This is a genomic window from Thalassospira sp. CH_XMU1458 (assembly GCF_037027205.1).
GTDB lineage: Bacteria > Pseudomonadota > Alphaproteobacteria > Rhodospirillales > Thalassospiraceae > Thalassospira > Thalassospira tepidiphila.
This window is the reverse complement of the sequence record NZ_JAYMDW010000002.1, coordinates 188287-204207: the sequence shown is the minus strand read 5'-3', so window position 1 is coordinate 204207 and position 15921 is coordinate 188287. Positions and strand designations below refer to the sequence as shown.

Genomic DNA, 15921 nt, shown 5'->3' with positions numbered 1-15921 from the left:
TCAGGTGAAATTCACCTTGGGCGTCAGGCGCTGGGCCAGCTGCCTTTAAGGCGGCCACCGATACGCACCGCTTCAATCCGCTTTGCGAGGCCGGTCTTGTCGTCGGTTTCAACATAGACGCCACACACTGTTGCCGGGCCCTCTGCCGGCTCGAACCGGCCGGACGGCATCTTGGTGATGAATTTGCGAACCGAGTTTTCTTTTTTCATGCCGATGACGGAATCAAAATCGCCGCACATGCCAACATCGGTCTGATAGCCGGTACCATTTGGCAGGATCTGGGCATCGGCAGTCGGCACGTGGGTGTGGGTGCCCAGTACAAGCGATGCGCGCCCATCGCAATGATGGCCAAACGCCATTTTTTCCGAGGTGGTTTCGGCGTGGAAATCGACAATCACGGCATCGACATTCTTGCCAAGCTTATGCTTGTTAAACAGCTTGTCAGCGCCTTGGAACGGGCAGGACAACGGATCCATGAACAGACGGCCCATCATGTTAATCACGCAGACCTTTTTGCCCGACTTGGTCTTGAAGACATAATCGCCATTGCCCGGTGTCCCATCGGGGAAGTTCCAGGGACGCAGCAGTTTTTCATCTTCGTCGATATAGGCGATGATTTCGCGCTGATCCCAGACATGATTGCCCGTGGTCAGGACATCGGCACCGGCGTCATAGAATTCCTTGCAGATTTTTGCCGTGACGCCAAAGCCGTGCGCTGCGTTTTCGACATTCACCACCGCGATATCAACCGACAACCGATCACGTAGCATCGGGAGCGCTTCAAGCGCTGCCTTGCGACCGGACTGCCCCAGAACGTCGCCAAGATGAAGTAAACGCATTGTGCTTCCTGTATTGCGTCAGCCAGCAGGCAGACATGTTTCGTTTAATGCACCCTGCCCCGGGACGCATGACCGGCATCACGAAATGGAAAAGGGAGTTTTAGGGTCATGACCCTAAACAAAATAAGCGGGAGCCACCACTGCCGTTGGCCATTTGGTAATTCCTCGTGACCTGCGAGTGCAGGTGGGCGCCGTATAACGAGACCACGGCCTCGACAGGGACAGCTCCCTAGAGAAATGAGCATCGGCCCCGGGAATTAGCGAACCTGACGAACAGGGCAGCTCCCTTGTGCTGGGTTCTTGATCGCCGCGAACGACGCATCGCAAACTGTCAGCGACCGGAACTTAGTCCTCGACCAGCTGAATTTCAAGTAGATTGCATGAATTCAGCCCGTGATCACACCAGCCATGCAGCAGACAACAGTCGCCCGATCAGCCTTTGCCAAGACGATCGGCAAGCACCTCGACCCGTTCGGCCATGCTTTCGATATTTTCTGCCAGTGCGTCACCTTCGGCGGCGGACAGGCTGCCAACCTCTGCAACCGCCGGGCTTTGGCCGGAATTGAGTTTTTCCTGTGCCATGCTGAGCTCGTCGGCAATCAGAAGGCTTGTCATGACCAGCAGACGCTGTTCACCGATCTGGCCCACCGCATCGGAGATTTCCTTGACCCGCTCGTCGACATAGCTGGCAAGCGCGTGAATGCGTTCTTCCTGGCCGTCGTCACATGCGATGTCGTAGCTGCGACCGTTAATACGAATGGAAACCTGTGCCATGAATTATGCCTGTTTCTTTGCGGGTTCTTCATCAAGGACGAGTTTGAGCTGATCAACAGCGCCATCAAGACGGTTTGAAACCGTTTCGGTGGTGCGGCAAAGCCGGTCGTAATCTTCGCGGAGTGCCGAAAGTTGCCCGCGCAGGGTTTCAACCTCTGCCGTGTCAGCATCTGTAGCCTGGCTTTTGGCTTCGATTGCCGACTCCGCAGCCGTTTCCAGACGTTCCAATGCTGCTTTCAGCCGATCACTTGCCTGTTGCAACCGCGACATAACCCTACCCGAATGTTTGCTGTTTACCCAAAGAACGCAGACATTGATTGTCTGCGGCGACTCATCGAAAACCGATCTGACCTGTCGAAGATGTCATGATCATGGCTGATTTAACATCACAGATTCCGATCAACAACCGTTTTGCCCCGGCGAAGTCAAACCGCATCAAAGATGCCCGATCCCTTGCGCGTGTTAAAACATAGAACTGGCGCGCTAAACTGGTCAACAGTACGGCCAATCTGAGATGGCGAAGGGCGGCGTGGTTAATCTGAATCAAGATAACATGGCAGATTTTCGATAGAAGCGGTTGACGTATGCCCCCTGTAAGGGCATCTTCCGCGCGAATTCCGTTAATAAATGGAAAAGTGTTTTCATCGCCCGACCGCGAAACCCCCAGGAACCGCATCACATGACGACGCAAGTAGAACACAACCGCATGGCCAATGCCATCCGCTTCCTCTCGGCAGACGCTGTTGAGAAGGCCAAATCCGGTCACCCGGGCATGCCGATGGGCATGGCAGACGTTGCGACTGTTCTTTATACCAAATTCTTGAAATTCGATCCGAAGCACCCGAACTGGCCGGACCGCGACCGTTTCATCCTGTCCGCAGGTCACGGTTCGATGCTTCTTTATTCGCTTCTGCACCTGACCGGGTACGAAGACTTCGATCTTGATCAGATCAAGAATTTCCGTCAGATGGGCTACCGCACCGCGGGTCACCCGGAATACGGCCACGGCGAAGGCATTGAAACCACCACCGGTCCGCTGGGTCAGGGTATTGCGACCTCGGTCGGTTTCGCCCTTGGCGAGCGCATCATGAATGCCCGTTTCGGTGACAGCGTTGTTGACCACTACACCTATGTGATTGCCGGTGACGGTTGCCTGATGGAAGGTATTTCCCAGGAAGCCATTTCGATGGCCGGTCACATGAAACTGTCGAAACTCATCGTTCTGTTCGATGACAACGGCATTTCGATTGATGGCCCGACCTCGCTTTCGACCTCGGAAGATCACAAGAAGCGCTTTGAAGCTGCTGGCTGGGACGTTCAGCAGATCGACGGCCACGATCCGGCCGCGATCGAAGCCGCGATTGCCAAAGCCAAAACCACCAACACGCCGTCGATGATTGCCTGCAAAACCGAAATCGGTTTTGGCGCACCGACCAAGGGTGGCACCTCGGCAACGCATGGCTCCCCGCTTGGTGCCGAAGAACTTGCTGGTGCACGCAAAAAACTCGGCTGGGATTCCGAGCCGTTTGAAATCCCGGCAGATGTCCGTGACGCATGGCTTTCAGCGGGCGCGCGCGGTGCCGAGGACTTCAATGCCTGGGGTTCGCGTTTCGAAGGTCTGGAAGCAGCCCTGAAAGACGAGTTCGAGCGCCGCATCGAAGGCAAGCTTCCGGAAAACTGGATCGAAGCCTTCAACGACTACAAAAAACAGATCACCGAAGACAAGCCGAAGGTCGCAACCCGTAAGGCATCCGAGAATGTTCTCGAAGTGCTGACCAAGGCGATCCCGGAAATGATCGGCGGTTCTGCCGACCTGACCGGGTCGAACAACACCAAGACCAGTGTTCAGGCACCGATCACCGCTGATGGCGGTTATGAAGGTGGTTACATCTACTACGGTATCCGTGAGCACGGCATGGCAGCGGCCATGAACGGCCTGGCACTGCATGGTGGCGTTCTGCCTTATGGCGGTACCTTCCTGGTGTTCACCGACTATTGCCGCCCGGCGATCCGTCTTTCGGCACTGATGAACCAGCGCGTTGTTTACGTCATGACTCATGACTCCATCGGTCTTGGCGAAGACGGCCCGACCCACCAGCCGGTCGAACATGTTGCATCGCTGCGCGCAATGCCGAACGTCACCGTGATCCGCCCGGCCGATGCGGTTGAAACCGCCGAAGCATGGGCAATGTCGATCACCAACGAAACCGGCCCGACCGTTCTGGCACTGACTCGTCAGAACCTTCCGGTTCTACGCACCGAATACCGCGAAGACAACCTTGTCGCGCGTGGTGGTTATGTGATTTCCGATTGCGATGGCGACCGTCAGGTCACCCTGATCGCCACCGGTTCGGAAGTCGAGATCGCGATGGACGCGCAGGCGAAACTCAAAGCAGACGGCATCAATGCTGCTGTTGTTTCCCTGCCGAGCTGGGAACTGTTTGACGCCCAGTCGCCGGAATACCGCAAGGACGTTCTGGGCAGCGCACCGCGCGTTGCCATCGAAGCGCTTTCGGTGTTTGGCTGGGAAAAATATGTTGGCGATAACGGCAAGGTTATCGGCATGCACGGTTTTGGTGCCTCGGCACCGGCCCCGGTCCTTTACGAGCATTTCGGCATCACCGCCGATGCGCTGGTCAAAGCGGCCAAGGAACTGGTTTAATTTACAGGGCCGGATCGGTAACATGCCGATCCGGCCTTTTTTCTATGGGTTCTTTACCCTAAGCCGTGATTGATACTCCCCAGGTACCAATCATTATAATTTTGGAGGGATGAATGGCTATTCGCGTAGCGATTAATGGTTTTGGCCGTATCGGCCGTCTGGTTCTGCGTTCTATAGTTGAAAGCGGCCGCACCGACGTTGAAGTTGTTGCCATCAACGACCTGGGTGACGTCAACACCAACGCACATCTTCTGAAATATGATTCCGTTCATGGCGTTCTGGCCAATGACGTCAAAGCCGAAGGCGAAAACCTCGTCATCGACGGCAAGACGATCAAGGTTTGCTCTGAACGTGACCCGGCGAACCTGCCGTGGGCCGACCTTAAAGTCGACATCGCGTTTGAGTGCACCGGTATCTTCCTTGACGAAGCGGGCGCAGGCAAACACCTGACCGCAGGTGCCAAACGCGTTCTGATTTCCGCCCCGGCAAAGGGCGACATCAAGACCGTTGTTTACGGTGTTAACTCAGACACCCTGACCGCTGATGACGTGATTGTTTCGAACGCATCCTGCACCACCAACTGCCTTGCACCGGTTGCAGATGTTCTCAACAAAACCGTTGGCATCACCAAGGGCTTCATGACCACCGTTCACGCCTTCACCGGCGACCAGAACACCGTGGACAGCCTGCATAAAGACCTGCGTCGTGCACGTGCGGCATCGCTTTCGATGATCCCGACCTCGACCGGTGCAGCAAAGGCTGTTGGCCTTGTTCTTCCGGAACTTAAGGGCAAGCTCGACGGTACCGCAATCCGCGTTCCGACCCCGAACGTTTCCATGGTTGACCTGACCTTCGTTGCAGGCCGTGACACCACGGTTGACGAAGTCAACGCTGCCATCAAGGAAGCTGCAAACGGCCCGCTCAAAGGCGTTCTTGGTGTTTGCGAAGCACCGCTGGTTTCGGTTGACTTCAACCACAACCCGAACAGCTCGACCTTTGATGCGACCCAGACCCAGGTGATGGACGGCAACTTCGTTCGTATCCTGTCCTGGTATGACAACGAGTGGGGCTTCTCCAACCGTATGAGCGACACCGCTGTCGCCATGGCGAAGTTCCTCTAAGCATCGCTTAGTTCCAGATTTTCGAAGTGCCCGAAGTTCTGCTTCGGGCACTTTTCTTTTGCCAGTCTTTCCGTCACTGTCTAGGTGACACGACTATCAAGACAAACAGGAGCCCAGCCCGTGAGCCTTCTTTTCAAGGAACTTGATTACCGCCCGACACCGATGGGGGTGCTGAGTCTGCGTCGCAGACGCGAGCTGAGCCTTGATATTGATGTCTACGAGATCAAGCTTGATGAAGAATATCTGATGTCGAGCCTGTTTACCGATGCCGAGATTGCGCTGGCCGACCTTGGCCTGGCCGAACTTGATCGCGACAACCTTGATGTCGTGGTTGGCGGGCTTGGTCTTGGTTACACAGCCAAGGCCGCCCTTGATAATCCCAAGACCGGCAAGCTGACCGTGCTTGATACCCTGCCCGAGGTCATCGAATGGCATCAGCAAGGGTTGCTGCCGCTGGGCGAGCAGCTTTCAAATGATCCGCGCTGCGCACTGGTGCATGGCGATTTCTTTGGCGCGTCGCTTTCCGAGACACCGGGGATGAACCCGGATGCGCCCGAGAAACGGCATGACGCCATCCTTTTGGATGTTGATCATTCGCCGGGCAATGTCCTGCATGAAGACCACAAGCGCCTTTACACCAAGGATGGTCTGGCAAAGCTCGCCGCCCATCTGGTGCCGGGCGGGATTTTTGCCCTGTGGTCGACCGAGATGCCCGAACCGTGGTTTGAAGAAAACCTCGGGTCCGCGTTCGAGACGATCCGGGCTGATGTCATTAAATTCAAACACCCGCTGATTGACCGTGAAGATATCAACACGGTCTATGTCGCGCGCACCAAAGCATAAGAACCACGCAAATGAGCCCCCTGCCCGATCCTGTCATTCGCATTCATGGCATTACCGGCGCCAGATCGGCCTGCCGGGTGATGGGGGATCGTGCCTTTGGGTTGCTGTCGCCTGAACATGCTGCGCAAACGCACGGGACACAGTGGTTTGCCGATCTGGTCACGCTGGTGCGTGAAGACTTCCCGGCATGTGATTTCACGGCGATCCTTGATTGTCGTGGGCGGGTTTCTGGCGCGTTGGCCGCAATTGAGCTGGGCCTCGATGCGGTGATGGTCGATCCGATGCCCGAGCCGCAGTTGGAAAACCTTCGGGATATGGCAGGCCAGACAAACTGTCTGGTCATGACAGAGTTCCCGGCCAAAGATGTGATCTATCAGATGGCCGATGACCTGTTGCCCGATCATGAACTCGACAAGCGGTTGCTTGCACATCTTGCTCCGTAGCCTTGGCAATTGCCAAAACCAGCGTCAAAGGTTACATAACACGCAGGAAATCATCAGGAATTATCATCGTGAATTCAGACGAACTTGCCGGTCTTTATCTTCTGACCCCGCCGAAAATCGACCTTGCACCCTTTGGTGAGAAGCTGAAATCTGTGCTGGATACCGGTGCGGTTGATTGCCTGCAATTGCGTCTGAAGGATGTCAGCGATGACGAAATCCGCAAGGCGATTGATACCATCCTTCCGATGTGTGCGGATCGTGACATTCCGCTGATCCTCAATGACCGTCCTGATATCGCCAAGAAATCGGGCTGCGACGGGGTGCATGTCGGCGAAGAAGACGCAAGTTACGACGAAGCACGCGCCATCATGGGCGAAGAACATATCGTCGGTGTGTCGTGCTATGACAGTCGCCACAAGGCAATGATCGTTGGTGACAAAGGGGCCGATTACGTCGCATTCGGCGCGTTTTATCCGACCGAAACCAAAGAAGCCAAAACCAGCGTCACCCCGGAAATCCTTGAAATCTGGACGACCTTTACCACGGTGCCCTGTGTAGCGATTGGTGGTATCACGGCTGATAATGTTGCACCGCTTGTTTTGGCAGGTGCCGACTTCATTGCCGTCACCGGTGGCGTCTGGAACCATCCGGACGGGCCAGAGGCCGGTGCGAAAGCCATCAAGGCGGCCATTGCAGCAACCGACATCTGATTTCATTCATTGGTCCAGCCATGCGCGAATGATGGGGCGTTATGCGCGCAAACCCGGATCAATCTGCTTGCAGCAAAACAGCCAAACTGGTAGGTAGAGCGCCTGAAATGGGGCGCTTGCCCCTTATTGCATTGTGAATCTGTGATCTGAAAGAACGGTTTGTGCCATGAAAATCAACGGCAACGAAATCCGTCCGGGTAACCTTATCGAACATAAAGGTGCCCTGTGGCGTGCAGTAAAATGCCAGGCTGTGAAGCCGGGTAAAGGCGGTGCTTTTAACCAGGTTGAACTCAAAGACATTCGTACCGGCACCAAGCTGAACGAGCGTTTCCGCGCTTCGGAAACCGTCGAAAAGGTTCGTCTTGAGCAGAAAGAATACACCTATCTGTTCGCCGATGGTGACATGATCACCTTCATGGACAGCGAAACCTATGAACAGATCACAGTAAATGCCGACCTTGTCGGCGAAGCGGCTGTCTATCTTCAGGATGGTATGGTTGTGACCATCGAATCCTTCGAAGGTGAGCCGCTTGGTGTGACCCTTCCCGAGCATGTCGTCTTCCAGATTGTCGAAGCCGATGCGGTTGTCAAAGGTCAGACCCAGTCTTCTTCTTTCAAACCGGCTGTTCTTGAGAACGGTGTTCGTGTGATGGTGCCCCCGCATATTGAATCGGGTACGCGCATTGTCGTGAACACTGTTGAAGGCACCTATATCGAGCGTGCCAAGGACTAAGGGCGAAACCCGCCCTCTGGTTTTCATTTTAATTCAAACACCGGGAGATATGCCGTGCGAGGCGCCGCCCGTCGTTCTGCGAACATCAATGTGATGTACAAGGCTGTCGAAAAGGCAGCCTACGGACTGAAACGCGACTTCGGTGAAGTCGAAAACCTTCAGGTTTCGATGAAAGGCCCGGCAGATTTCGTATCTGCGGCTGATCACCGTGCCGAAAAACGCCTGCGTGAAGAGCTTGAGCGTTCCCGCCCCGGTTATGGCTTCCTTATGGAAGAAGGTGGCGAGATCAAGGGCACCGATCCTGAGCACCGCTGGATCATTGATCCGCTTGATGGCACCACCAACTTCCTGCATGGCATCCCGCATTTTGCGATTTCGGTTGCCCTGCAGAAAGGTGACGAAATCATTGCCGGCATGATCTATGACGTCGCCAAGGACGAATGCTTCTGGGCAGAAAAGGGCGTTGGTGCGTTTCTTGATAACCGCCGCCTGCGCGTTTCGGGCCGTCGTCGTCTGAACGAATGCGTTCTGGCATGCGGTGTTCCGCACCTTGGTCATGGTGATCACGCGGTATTTGAAAAGCAGCTGCACTCGGTCATGGATCGTTGTGCCGGCGTGCGTCGTATGGGGGCTGCGGCCCTTGATATGGCCTATGTCGCGGCCGGCCGTTATGACGGTTATTGGGAATCCCACCTCAATGCGTGGGACATTGCAGCCGGGATCATCCTGATCTCCGAAGCTGGCGGTTATATCCGCGATGACAAAGGCGGCACCAACATGCTTGGTACCGGCAGCGTCGTTGCAGCCAATGACTATATCCAGCCGGTGCTGGCCAAAACGCTTAAAAAGGCAATCACGGGCTAACACCCGGCTTTTGTTACTGTTTTTTGAAAGGGGCGCTTCGCAATTTGCCGAAGCGCCCCTTTTGCGTTTTCGGTCAAAGCGGTTGTCCATCATCTGTCTCTAAGCTATGGTGCTTGGGACTGTGCGGTCTGATTGCGGGCCCACGGACACCAAGGGGGGGCATTCGGAAAGTTTTGCGGGTGCCTAATGATCGACACAAAACTGTGTGAAATAGAACAACGTTACCAAACGATTTCAAACACAGGGTATTAAGGGGCCTGCGATTTGATGATGGGGTATTCCAAGATTTCGGTGCTTGCGATGACGGCTGCACTGGGCACAACCGTGTTCTTTGCGCCAGATGCATCGGCGCAACAATACTCCCCCGTTTCGAATGACAGCAGCGTTCAGGTGAACTGGGACGTTGCAGATGGCTATGGCGGACAGCCGACCGTTCCGCAATATCTGTCTCCCACCGTTTCGCGCGATCACATCGTCATGCCGGGCGGTGATCTGATTTTCCCGGAAACCCGACCGAAATCGACATTCCTCGCCGCTGAGCAGTTTGCCAGTGCCACAGGCAATGCTGGCTATGACGGCGGGTTTGAAACCGTTGTCATCGACGGATCAAGTGGCGGCGGCAATGCCTTCCCGACCCAATCAGAATTTTATGGTGTTCCCGGCGTCGTCCCAAATGCAAACCAGCGTGTCGCGGACATGGATGATGGCGCAAACCAGACCATTGCGCTGACCCAGCCGGAACCGACCGCCGCACCGCGCAGCAAACCGGTTGCACCAGCTGTGACCGAAAGCAGCGCACCGACGCCGCTGACCAAGCCAACTCCGGTACCGGAGCCTGCGCCGACTGTTGCACCAGCGGCACCGGAACCAACCCCGGCGGCCCCGACCACTTCCCCGGCAACCGAGACGGCAGAAGTGTCTGATGCCCCTGTGGCACCGCCTGCCCCGGTCGAGGAAAACAACGCAGCGCCCGTACCGGCAGCACCGGAAGTCGCACCAATTTCCGACACACCTGCGCCCCCGGCAGCCCCTGCACCAGACACCACCCAGCCTGCGACCGAGATGGCAGAACCGGCCCCCGCGCCAACGGTGCCACCGGCACCAGCTGAAGAAGCATCCATCCCGCCAGAGACCTCTGCACCGGCTGCAATGCCGGCCACCGGTGGCGATGAATACAGCCTTGGTTTTGCCGCTGACAGCTTCGAGCTGAGTGCGGCCGCCAGAAGCCAGCTCGACAGCGTGATCGCAACGATGGGGCAGGATGAAGATCTTCGAATTCAGTTGCAGGCCTATGCGCAAGGTGATGGGGCGAATGCCTCCAAGGCGCGTCGTCTGTCGCTGTCACGCGCGCTTCAGGTGCGTTCCTATCTGATTGACAGGGGTGTGCGCTCCACGCGCATTGATGTTCGTGCCCTGGGTGCGAATGTTCCGTCCGGCCCCGCAGATCGCGTCGATATCAAAACCGTTCAACGCTAGGATTAATCCGCTATGAGCAGCAATTCGGCCAGTGGTACGGGATCCCTCCCGCCTATTACCAAACCCGGTAGTTATCTGACACGCATGGCAATCTTTGTTGCCATCATCGCCGGGGTTGGCGCCCTGCTGTTCCCGGCGCTGTCTGATGCCTTTATGGCCAATGCTGTTCTCAATGGCCTGATCCTTGGCGTGTTTGTCGTGGGTGTCATTTACACCTTCCGGATGGCCGCAAGCCTCTCGCCCGAAGTGACATGGATCGAGGATTTTCGTCGGTCCCGCCCGGGCCTGACATCGCAGGTGCCGCCGAAACTTCTGGCGCCGATGGCCAGCATGATGGCCGAACAGCGCCGCGACCGCCCGCAGCTTTCGACCACCTCGACCCGGACCATCCTTGATTCGATCCGGTCCCGTCTGGATGAAAGCCGCGAATTGTCGCGCTATGTTGTTGGCCTTTTGGTGTTCCTGGGTCTGCTCGGTACCTTCTGGGGCCTGCTTCAGACCGTGAACTCGGTTGCTGGTGTTATCAGTAACGTCAATGTCGGCAGCGGGTCCAACATGGACCTTTGGTTCTCCGAGCTTAAAGACGGGCTTTCCGAACCGCTAAGCGGCATGGGAACGGCGTTTTCGTCCTCGCTGTTTGGTCTTGCTGGCTCTCTTGCCCTTGGTCTTCTGGACATGCAGGCCGGTCAGGCGCAGAACCGGTTCTTCAATGATCTTGAAGAATGGCTTTCAAGCTTTACCCGCCTTGGTTCGGGTGGCGGCATTTCCGATGGTGAACAGTCTGTTCCGGCGTATCTTTCGGCCCTGATCGAACAGATGGCCGATAATATGGAAGGGTTGCAAAACTCCATCCAGCGGTCGGAAAGTTCACAGATCAAATCGCACAACACCCTGATTGATCTGGCGGATAAGCTATCGACCCTGACAGATCAGATGAAGGCCGAGCAGCAATTGATGGTCAAGCTGGCGGAAAACCAGATGCACCTCAAACCGGTCCTCGATCAGCTGGCGGATTCGATGAAAATGGGCAGCTTCGGGATTGATGATAATACCCGCGCCCACATCCGTTCGCTTGATAATACGCTTGGCCGTATTGGCGAAGAACTGACCATGGGCCGCCAGCAATCCACACAGGAAATCAGAAGCGAGATCAAGCTCCTCGCCCGTACCATCGCCGCCATCGCCGAGGAGGGCTGATCGAATGATCGGGCTTTCGCGCCGTCGTAACCGCGATGTAAATACCTGGCCGGGCTTTGTTGATGCACTTGCCACACTTCTGATGGTGATCATCTTTCTTCTGATGATCTTTGTCATTGCGCAGGTGTATCTGGGTGCGGCCCTTTCCGGGCGTGACGAGGCGCTAAGTGATCTGACCGCCCAGGTTAACGAGCTGACCAACTTGCTGTCGCTTGAGCGTGGCAACAATCAGCGTATGGAACTCGAACTCACCCAGCTGACGACCGAGCTTTCCAATACCGCTGATCAGCGTGATGACCTGCGTGCGCGTGCTGCCACCCTTGCCGATCAGTTGGCAGCAGCCGAACTTTCAACGGATGAGATCGAACAGAAACTTCTGGCCGCCCTTGCGTCGCTTGAAGACAAGGAAGCCGAACTGACCGAGCTTCGCGAAACCACAGGCGAAAAGATCACTGATCAGGAAACCCGCATTGACGAGCTGTCGGCCCTTCTGGCATCGCGTGCAGCCGAGTTGGAAGAACAGAAGAACCTCAGTGACGAAGCCAAGGCACAGGTCGCGGCGCTTAATCAGCAGATGTTGGCCCTGCGCCAGCAACTTGCCCGGATCGAAGCCGCGCTTGAAACGTCTGAACGCGAGAACGAGGAAAAAGACGCCCAGATCGTCAATCTTGGCAATCGCCTGAATGCGGCCCTTGCCACCAAGGTTGCCGAGTTGCAGCGGTATCGTTCTGAATTCTTTGGCCGCCTGCGTGAAGTGTTGGGCGATCGTCAGGATATCCGCGTTGTCGGGGACCGGTTTGTTTTCCAGTCCGAAGTTTTGTTTGGATCGGGTGAGGCAGAGCTTGGCGAAGAAGGCAAGGATCAGTTGGCCAAACTTGGCGAAACGCTGACCACGATTGCCGCCGACATTCCTGATGACATCGACTGGGTGATGCGTGTTGATGGCCACACCGACAAGGTGCCGATCCGAAACCTTCAGTTCGCCTCGAACTGGGAGCTTTCGGCTGCACGTGCGATTTCGGTGGTCAAGTTCCTGATCGATCAGGGCGTTCCGCCCAACCGGCTTGTTGCCGCAGGCTTTGGCGAATATCAGCCACTTGATAACCGCGATGACGAAATCGCCTATCGCCGCAACCGCCGGATCGAGTTCAAGATTACCGAGCGGTAAGTTAAGGCACCTGAATACAGCTTTTAACGGCACCCTTTTGGGGGTGCCGTTTTCATTTGGGGCATTGAAATCCAACAAAAATGGAACCAATCCGCGTTGTGTTACGTTCAATACACATGAGCCTTTCAACAAAAAGGAGGCCCAAATGACCAAAACACATCGCGAGACCGTTGGCGTTTTTGACGACATCAAAACACTCCAACTGGCGACTGATGGTCTGGCGCAAGCCGGGTTTGATCAGCAAAAGGAGCTTAGCCTTCTTGCGAGCGAGAAAACCGTCGAAGACAAGCTTGGCCATATTTATCGCAAGGCCGAAGATGTCGACAGCGATCCTGATATGCCACCACTGGCCTATACAACGCCGACACCGATTGGCAATGCCGAAGGCGCACTGATCGGCGCCCCGATGTATGCGGCGGCCTTTGGTGCAGCTGGTGCGGTGATTGCAGCGGGTGGCCCGATTGCCCTGACAATTTCGGCAATCCTCGGTGCGGGCGGCGTTGGTGCCGCGGCAGGTGGGGTGATTGCCGCAATGGTTGGCAAGAAATACTCCACCAAACTGCAAGAAGAGCTTGATCAAGGCGGCTTGTTGCTGTGGGTCAGAACATCTGATCCGCAGACGGAGGAACGCGCCAAGAATGTGCTTGGTCGTCACGACGCGCGCCTGATTGAAACCCATGACGTATCAAACGCCACCACCAAACGTGACGTGGTCTGATACGCGTTCACCACCAACAGTTTGAGCGCGGCATTCCAGATGGGCGCAATTGCAGGCGTTCCCAAACCGATGTCGCGTGATGCCTGACAAACGGAACAAAACCCCGCCGGATTGCTCTGGCGGGGTTTTGCCTTTGCACGGCCCCTTGCCCCCGGGACCGCACATCGGGGTTTTGATCAGAGGGACTTTGTGCAGAAATAGAAGTCCACATAATCATAGGCGGGATTGGATGCGCGTTCTGCGGCAGCCTTGGCGGTATGGGCCGGCGGGACAATAACCTTGTCGCCCGGTTGCCACCCTTCGGGGGTGGCAACGCCGTTCTTGTCACTGGTCTGCATGGCGTCGATCATGCGCAGGCATTCGGTAATGGAGCGCCCGTTGCTCATCGGGTAATAGACCATGGCGCGCAACATGCCATCCGGGTCAATGATGAAGGTCGCACGCACAGCAGACGTGTCCCCCGCCCCCGGATGGATCATTCCATAGGCTTGGGCGACTTCCATTTTCAGGTCTGAAATAATCGGGAACGGGATTTCCACACCGAAATTCTGCTGGATGTTACGCATCCAGGCGATGTGCGAATGGGTGCTGTCAATCGACAGGCCCAGCAATTCGCAATTACGCTTGGCGAACTGATCGGCATGTTTGGCAAAGGCGATAAATTCGGTTGTGCAAACCGGTGTGAAATCAGCAGGGTGGGAAAACAGAACTAGCCATTTGCCGCGATAGTCCGACAGGGCTTTGACACCATCGGTGGTCGGGGCCGTAAAATCCGGTGCAGGTTCATTGATCCGCGGCAGACCGACACGAATCTGGGGGGATACAGTCATTGTCAGGCTCCTTGGTCAGGAAATATCGTCCACTCCATTTGAATACATTATAATTATTTAATTCTTCGTCCTAGACGATGATGTAAATCAATCATGTGTTGGTTTTTTTTACGCAAAACATCGCCAAGCAACGCCGTTTCTGGTTCGTGCAACCATGTTGGTCCTGCACCATGAGATCCCGTCTGGGCACTACCGCGTCGCTGCCGCCGAGCACAGCCGGGCACCACCATTGCGCCTTGTGCTTTTTCACTGGCCTGCCTTCTTGCTTCTGGTTAAGGTCAGCGCGCTTGCCACCATACTTTCAACGACTTACAACCCTGCGGAGCTCCCATGCTGCGTGATATTTCGCCCCAAAGTATTTTCATGGGCCTGCTGGCCGGTTTTGTTGGCTCTGCCAGTTCGTTTGCGGTTGTGCTGCAAGGCCTTACCGGCGTTGGTGCCAGCCCGGAACAGGCGGCATCGGGCCTGATGGCGCTTTCCATTTCCATGGGCCTGTGCGCGATTGTTTTATCCCTTAAAACCCGCCTTCCGATCAGCATTGCCTGGTCCACACCCGGTGCGGCCCTTCTGGCGACATCTGGCGCAATTGAGGGCGGCTTTGCGGTTGCCGTTGGCGCGTTCATCGTTTGCGCCATCCTGATTATCATCAGTGGCGTTTGGAAGCCGCTGGGCCGTGCGGTTGCTGGTATCCCGGCCCCCTTGGCAAACGCTATGCTGGCCGGTGTGTTGCTGGGTCTGTGCCTTGCGCCGGTCAAGGCAGTTGCCTTTGATCCGTTGCTTGGTCTTCCGATTGTGATTGCATGGATTGTCATGGGCCGGTTCAACCGGTTGCTTGCCATCCCGGCCGCTTTGTTGGCCTTTGTTGCCGTGATGGTGTTCGGCATTGAGTTCCCTGAAAATGCGCTTGCCGATCTTGGCGGGGCGATTGCGCCGCCGGTTGAATTCGTCATGCCGGAATTCACATTGGCCGGACTGGTCGGCATTGCTTTGCCGCTTTTCATCGTCACCATGGCATCACAAAATATTCCGGGTACGGCGGTTCTGCGCGCCAATGATTATGACACCCCGCCAGGGCCGCTGTTTACCGTGACCGGGATATTCTCGTTACTCTCTGCCCCGTTTGGTGGCCACGCGGTAAACCTTGCCGCCATCACCGCCGCCCTTTGTGCGGGCAAGGATGCCCATCCCGATCCGGCCAAACGGTATTGGGCCGCTGTTTCGGGCGGCGTTTTCTATATCGTGTTTGGCCTTCTGGCCGGGCTGGTGACCGCGTTTATCAGTCTGGCACCGGGCATCCTGATTGAGGCGGTTGCCGGTCTTGCCCTGATCGGGGCGTTTGCGGGATCCGCCGTTGCGGCCTTCAAGGACGAAGACGGACGTGAAGCAGCCGCCGTGACCTTTATCGTCACCGCAGCTGGCCTGACATTCTATGGGATTTCAGGTGCGTTCTGGGGCTTGCTGGCCGGTGGGCTGATTTACTTCCTGACGCATCTGCGCAATGGCAAAAAGAAACCGGACTGAAAGCTCAGTCCGGTTTCGATCT

16 protein-coding genes and 1 other RNA gene are annotated in these 15921 nt (G+C 56.1%); 12 read left to right on the top strand and 5 right to left on the bottom strand.

The genetic code is table 11. The features are described from left to right. Positions 1-23 precede the first annotated feature (23 nt). From WBY09_RS08330 to WBY09_RS08315, 4 genes are all read right to left on the bottom strand, one after another. On the bottom strand, positions 24-839 hold the full coding sequence (locus WBY09_RS08330; RefSeq protein ID WP_008891370.1) for a TIGR00282 family metallophosphoesterase: 816 nt from the start codon (positions 837-839) through the stop codon (positions 24-26). A 127-nt stretch (positions 840-966) separates the two neighbouring features. Beyond that, positions 967-1127, bottom strand: a non-coding RNA gene (gene ssrS / locus WBY09_RS08325) — 6S RNA. 144 nt (positions 1128-1271) lie between these two features. After that, complete coding sequence (locus tag WBY09_RS08320) at positions 1272-1613, bottom strand: cell division protein ZapA (RefSeq protein WP_120225032.1); 342 nt, start codon at positions 1611-1613, stop codon at positions 1272-1274. A gap of 3 nt (positions 1614-1616) precedes the next feature. Further along, a complete protein-coding gene (locus WBY09_RS08315) occupies positions 1617-1883 on the bottom strand; it encodes a hypothetical protein (RefSeq protein ID WP_063087178.1) in 267 nt (88 codons plus the stop codon). Positions 1884-2292: 409 nt separating this feature from the next. On the opposite strand from WBY09_RS08315, the gene tkt reads away from it, so the two are divergent. The 11 genes from tkt (at position 2293) to WBY09_RS08260 (ending at position 13548) form a co-directional block, all read left to right on the top strand. Beyond that, the gene (gene tkt, locus WBY09_RS08310; protein WP_008891367.1) at positions 2293-4275 is read left to right on the top strand and encodes a transketolase; all 1983 of its coding nucleotides are present in this window, start codon (positions 2293-2295) and stop codon (positions 4273-4275) included. Positions 4276-4388: 113 nt separating this feature from the next. Next, positions 4389-5396, top strand: a complete 1008-nt coding sequence (gene gap / locus WBY09_RS08305; RefSeq protein ID WP_063087176.1) for a type I glyceraldehyde-3-phosphate dehydrogenase — start codon at positions 4389-4391, stop codon at positions 5394-5396. Positions 5397-5516: 120 nt separating this feature from the next. Next, positions 5517-6239 carry a spermidine synthase gene (locus WBY09_RS08300; RefSeq protein ID WP_336232479.1) on the top strand — a complete coding sequence of 241 codons (723 nt, stop codon included), beginning with the start codon at positions 5517-5519 and terminating at the stop codon, positions 6237-6239. Positions 6240-6250: 11 nt separating this feature from the next. Next, positions 6251-6682: a hypothetical protein gene (locus tag WBY09_RS08295; RefSeq protein WP_336232478.1), complete on the top strand. Its 432-nt coding sequence runs from the start codon at positions 6251-6253 to the stop codon at positions 6680-6682. Between the two features lie 68 nt (positions 6683-6750). Next, positions 6751-7392, top strand: coding sequence for a thiamine phosphate synthase (gene thiE / locus WBY09_RS08290; protein WP_210516817.1), 642 nt, complete (start codon positions 6751-6753; stop codon positions 7390-7392). Between the two features lie 166 nt (positions 7393-7558). Next, positions 7559-8125 carry an elongation factor P gene (gene efp / locus WBY09_RS08285; protein ID WP_008891362.1) on the top strand — a complete coding sequence of 189 codons (567 nt, stop codon included), beginning with the start codon at positions 7559-7561 and terminating at the stop codon, positions 8123-8125. Positions 8126-8179: 54 nt separating this feature from the next. Next, the gene (locus WBY09_RS08280) at positions 8180-8989 is read left to right on the top strand and encodes an inositol monophosphatase family protein (protein ID WP_197145227.1); all 810 of its coding nucleotides are present in this window, start codon (positions 8180-8182) and stop codon (positions 8987-8989) included. A gap of 267 nt (positions 8990-9256) precedes the next feature. Further along, entirely contained in the window at positions 9257-10465 is a 1209-nt protein-coding gene (locus WBY09_RS08275; protein WP_336232476.1) for an OmpA family protein, read from the top strand. Positions 10466-10477: 12 nt separating this feature from the next. Next, positions 10478-11662 carry a hypothetical protein gene (locus WBY09_RS08270; protein WP_008891359.1) on the top strand — a complete coding sequence of 395 codons (1185 nt, stop codon included), beginning with the start codon at positions 10478-10480 and terminating at the stop codon, positions 11660-11662. Between the two features lie 4 nt (positions 11663-11666). Continuing rightward, entirely contained in the window at positions 11667-12830 is a 1164-nt protein-coding gene (locus WBY09_RS08265; protein WP_008891358.1) for a peptidoglycan -binding protein, read from the top strand. A 145-nt stretch (positions 12831-12975) separates the two neighbouring features. Beyond that, positions 12976-13548, top strand: coding sequence for a hypothetical protein (locus WBY09_RS08260; protein ID WP_336232475.1), 573 nt, complete (start codon positions 12976-12978; stop codon positions 13546-13548). Positions 13549-13724: 176 nt separating this feature from the next. On the opposite strand, the gene WBY09_RS08255 is transcribed toward WBY09_RS08260, so the two are convergent. After that, positions 13725-14378 carry a peroxiredoxin gene (locus WBY09_RS08255; RefSeq protein WP_210516806.1) on the bottom strand — a complete coding sequence of 218 codons (654 nt, stop codon included), beginning with the start codon at positions 14376-14378 and terminating at the stop codon, positions 13725-13727. A gap of 330 nt (positions 14379-14708) precedes the next feature. On the opposite strand from WBY09_RS08255, the gene WBY09_RS08250 reads away from it, so the two are divergent. Continuing rightward, positions 14709-15899 (top strand): benzoate/H(+) symporter BenE family transporter, encoded by a 1191-nt coding sequence (locus tag WBY09_RS08250; RefSeq protein WP_286791301.1) that lies wholly within the window; start codon positions 14709-14711, stop codon positions 15897-15899. Positions 15900-15921 lie beyond the last annotated feature (22 nt).